Raw genomic sequence first — 3,858 nt, forward strand, 5'->3', positions numbered from 1 at the left:
GCGAGGGGCGGCGCGCGATGGGCCGCCGCCGGCCTGGCGGCCGGCGCATAAAGGATACCCGGATGACGCTACGTACCCTGTTGCTCGCCGGCGCGCTTGCGCCGTTCATCGCCGCCTGCGGCTGGCTTCACGACGGCCCCGCGCCGGCCGATATCGATGCCGCCGTGCGTCAGGCGCTCGACGCCGAGAATCACGGCCCCGTCAACGCGTTCTTCGGCCAGCCGCTGCCGGTGGCCGCCGACATCTCCGCAATCCGCGAAGATGCGCCGTGCCGCAAGACGGCCGAGCACGCCTATACCTGCGACGTGACGATCGTCTGGCGATCGGCGAAATCGGAGCAACCGTCGAGCTCGCATGCTTCGCTGGTGTTCTCGAAGGACGGCCAGGACACATGGCAGACCTACGGCGTCGATGCGGCGATCGTGGCCGGCGCCGCGCATGCGATGGTGGACGGCATCCGGCGCGCGTTGCCGGGCAGCGCGGCGTCGGAGGGCGGGGCGGCGTCGGATACGCGGCCTTGACGGGAGGGGCCGGGTGGCCGGCCTGATGTCGACCCGGCCGCGCGTCGCTCCAGAAGCGCACACGGCGGGCCACCCGGTCGGCCGCGCGAGATCCTTTCCCCAAAAACGAACCGCGCGAGGCGACCGGAAGATCCGGCCGCACTCGCGCGGTGATGTGCCTTGGCTGCGCGCCCCGTTGCCGGGGCGCCAGGGGTTACCAGCGGTGGTCGTCGCGGTGATCGTCGCCGCCGCGGCGGTCGTCGCCGCGTCCGCCCGGGCCGGGGCCACCTGGGCCGCCCGGGCGATGGTCGTCGCGATGGTAGCCGCCGGGGCCGCCCGGGCCGGGGCCCGGCGGGTGCGCGCGGTTCCAGTCGTCGCGGGCCCAGTAGCGGCGGCCGTCGTAGTAACGGTCGCCGTGCCAGCCGATGCTGAGATCGACCGCCACGCCCGGCTGCGCCACATAGGCCGGCTGGGCCGCGTAACCGCCGCCATAGCCGCCGCCGTAACCCTGGTCGGCCGGGTAGGCGACGCAACCCGCCAGCATCGAGCCGGCCACCAGCGCCGGCGCCAGCAATGCGATCTTGTTCATCTCGTTCCCCTATCGTGAATTGGTGTGATGACCGCAAGCTTAGGGAAAGCGGCCGTCACATGCCGTAAAGGATTGCAACCGTTGATGACGAGCCGGTAACGATCGGCGCGAAAGCCGCGCCCGGCGTGCGATGCGTGCGCTCGCAGCGGGTTCAGCGTGGCGCCTCGTCGCCGTTGCGCGGCGCGGCCGGAACGGGCTGGCCGTGAGGATCGGCCGCGTTGTGCACCATCAGCATCTGCGGGCTCGACAGCGCGATCCCTTGCGCGCGCAACTGCTTGAGGATCTCGAACAGCAGATCGCTCTTGATGGTCGAGGTGACGCGCGGGCTGCTCACGTAGCCCGTCACGCTGAGCGTGATGCCGTCGGGCGTCAACTGGCTGAACATGACCGATGGCGCGGGCTTGTCGAGCACGCCCGGGTGCGCCGCGTAGGCGTTCAGCAGCAGGTCGCGCACCTGCTCGGGATCGGTGTTCAGCGGGAACGTCAGCATCAGCGTCGCGACGCCCAGGTTGCTGTTGCCCATCGTCACGTTGCGCAGGTTCTGCGAGATCAGTTGCGAGTTCGGCACGATCACGGTGGAGCGGTCGGTCAGCTGGATCTCGGTGGCGCGCACGTTGATGCGGCGGATGTCGCCTTCCACGCCGCTGATGCTGACCATGTCGCCCACCTTGACCGGGCGCTCGGTCAGCAGGATCAGCCCCGACACGAAGTTCTTGACGATCTCCTGCAGGCCGAAGCCGATCCCCACCGACAGCGCCGAGACGATCCACGCCAGGCTGCTCCACTGCACGCCGAGCAGCGACAGCGTCATCAGCACCAGCAGCACGTAGCCGAGGTTGCTGAACAGCGTGACGAGCGAGGCGCGCATGCCCGGATCCATGCCGAGCGTGGGCAGGAATTCGTTGTCGAGCCAGCGGCGCACCGAGCGCAGCAGCCAGAAGCCCACGGCCACCGCCACCGCCGCGTTGACGATGCGATCCGGCACGATGTTCAGGCTGCGCAGCCTGGTGCCGCCGAGCATCGTCAGCAGGCTGTCGAACAGGTCGCTCGGCGTGGTGCCGAAGCCGCCCGTCAGCAGCGACAGCGCGGCCACCAGCACCAGCAGCGCCACGCCGATGCCCGACAGCAGCGTCGAGGCCTGTTCGAGATGGCTGTCGTCGAGCCCGAACAGGTTCTTGATCGTGACGCCGCTGCGATGCTGCGACGAGAACAGGCTCGCGCACACGTCGCGCGTCAGTTGCGTGAGCACGTAGAAGCTGCACAGCACGATCTCGAACCACACGAGTTCGTAGGTGATGAAGCGCGCCACGGTGATATAGCCGATCAGCAGCGCGGCCAGCGAGGCGATCACCGCCAGCGACACGCCGGCATGGATCAGCCCGGCCAGCGTCGAGCGCGCCTCGGGCTGCTCGCCGGCGGCGGCCAGCTCGGCGCGCGCGCGGTTGGCGCGCAGCAGCGTCGCGCCGATCGTCAGCGCCACCACCAGCGCCACCACGCCGCGCCCGAACAGCGTGACCTGCAGGCTCGTGTCGGCGATCCGGTTCATCTGCTCGAGCGTGCCGGAGATCAGCAGCAGCGCGGCGAGAATGGTCGGGAAGCGCCGCATCGCGAGCGCGACCGGATCGGCGATCGCGGGCAGCCGCCAGCTCGGGTGGCGCGTGCAGAGCAGCGCGCGGCCGAGCCCGGCGATCAGCGCGCAGGTCATCGCCAGTTCACTGAACTTGGCGGCGAAATCGTCGAGCGCGGGCGTGAGCGGATCGCCGCGCGTGATCGCCACGTAGATCAGTTGCACGGCCACGCCGGTGGCGATCACGGTGGCCAGCGCGGTGCCGAGCGCCAGCGCGCTGCGGCGGATCCGCGTCTCGGGCAGCCGGTTCAGGCTGAACCACGCGAAGCCGCGTTCGAGCAGCCGCCGCCCGCCGCTCCAGATCGCCAGCGCGAGGCCGAACAGCAGCAGCGTGCCGAGCCGGCGGCCCGGCTCCCAGGCGAACGCGCACTGCGCGCTGATCTGGCCGAAGAAGCCGTGCAGCTTGTCGCGGTCGTCGGGCAGCGGCGTGCTGAACGGCGCCCAGAAGCTCGGCCCGAACAGGCTGCCGGAGCGCAGCGCGAGCTGGTTGCGCAACAGTCCGCGCTTCAGTTTCGCGTATTGCTGATTGAGGTTCGCGAGGTCGTCGCGCTCCGAGGTGGCCTGCTTGAGCAGCGCGTCGAACTGGGCGCGGCGGCTGGTCAGATCGGCGCGCTGGCGCGCCACGGCCGGCGTTTCGGGCGGCGAGCCGGCGGCCGGCGCGGGGCCGAGCACGTCGAGCTGCGATTGCACCTGCGTGCGCTGCGGCGTGATCGCGTCGATCAGCTTGTCGACGTCGTTGGCCAACTGCTCGGCCGCGCCGTCGAGCGTGTCGAGCTGCTGGCTGCTGACGGCGGCCGAGGTCTGCTGCTTGATGCGGTCCTGCTCGGACTGCAGTTGCTTGAGCGTGGCGAGCGCGTCGGCGTACGACATCGCGGGCGGCGCGGCGGTGGCGCTGGCGGCGGAGGCGACGATCGGCTGCGCGTACGCGTCCGGCGCGAGCGGCGCGGCGAGACAGAGCATCCACAGCAGCGGCGCGAGCGCGCGCGCCAGTCGGGCGGTCAACGGCATGGGAAAACCTTTTGGTCGGCGAATGCGGCCGGGCGGCGCGGGCCGCCCGCGTGCCGGGAAGCGCGGGAACGAGATGTTACCGGCTGCGGCGGCCGCTGTGGGCGCACATGCAACGGCCGTGTACCGGGTGCGGG

3 protein-coding genes are annotated in these 3,858 nt (G+C 70.9%); 1 reads left to right on the plus strand and 2 read right to left on the minus strand.

What is annotated here, in order from left to right:
- Positions 1-62: 62 nt before the first annotated feature.
- Positions 63-521 (plus strand): hypothetical protein, encoded by a 459-nt coding sequence (locus G3N92_RS31830; RefSeq protein WP_206131509.1) that lies wholly within the window; start codon positions 63-65, stop codon positions 519-521.
- 193 nt (positions 522-714) lie between these two features.
- On the opposite strand, the gene G3N92_RS31835 is transcribed toward G3N92_RS31830, so the two are convergent.
- The gene (locus G3N92_RS31835; protein WP_206131510.1) at positions 715-1,089 is read right to left on the minus strand and encodes a hypothetical protein; all 375 of its coding nucleotides are present in this window, start codon (positions 1,087-1,089) and stop codon (positions 715-717) included.
- A gap of 151 nt (positions 1,090-1,240) precedes the next feature.
- On the minus strand, positions 1,241-3,724 hold the full coding sequence (locus tag G3N92_RS31840; protein WP_206131511.1) for a DUF3772 domain-containing protein: 2,484 nt from the start codon (positions 3,722-3,724) through the stop codon (positions 1,241-1,243).
- Between the last annotated feature and the right edge of the window lie 134 nt (positions 3,725-3,858).

Source organism: Burkholderia sp. Ac-20379, assembly GCF_017104645.1.
Classification (GTDB): Bacteria; Pseudomonadota; Gammaproteobacteria; order Burkholderiales; family Burkholderiaceae; genus Burkholderia.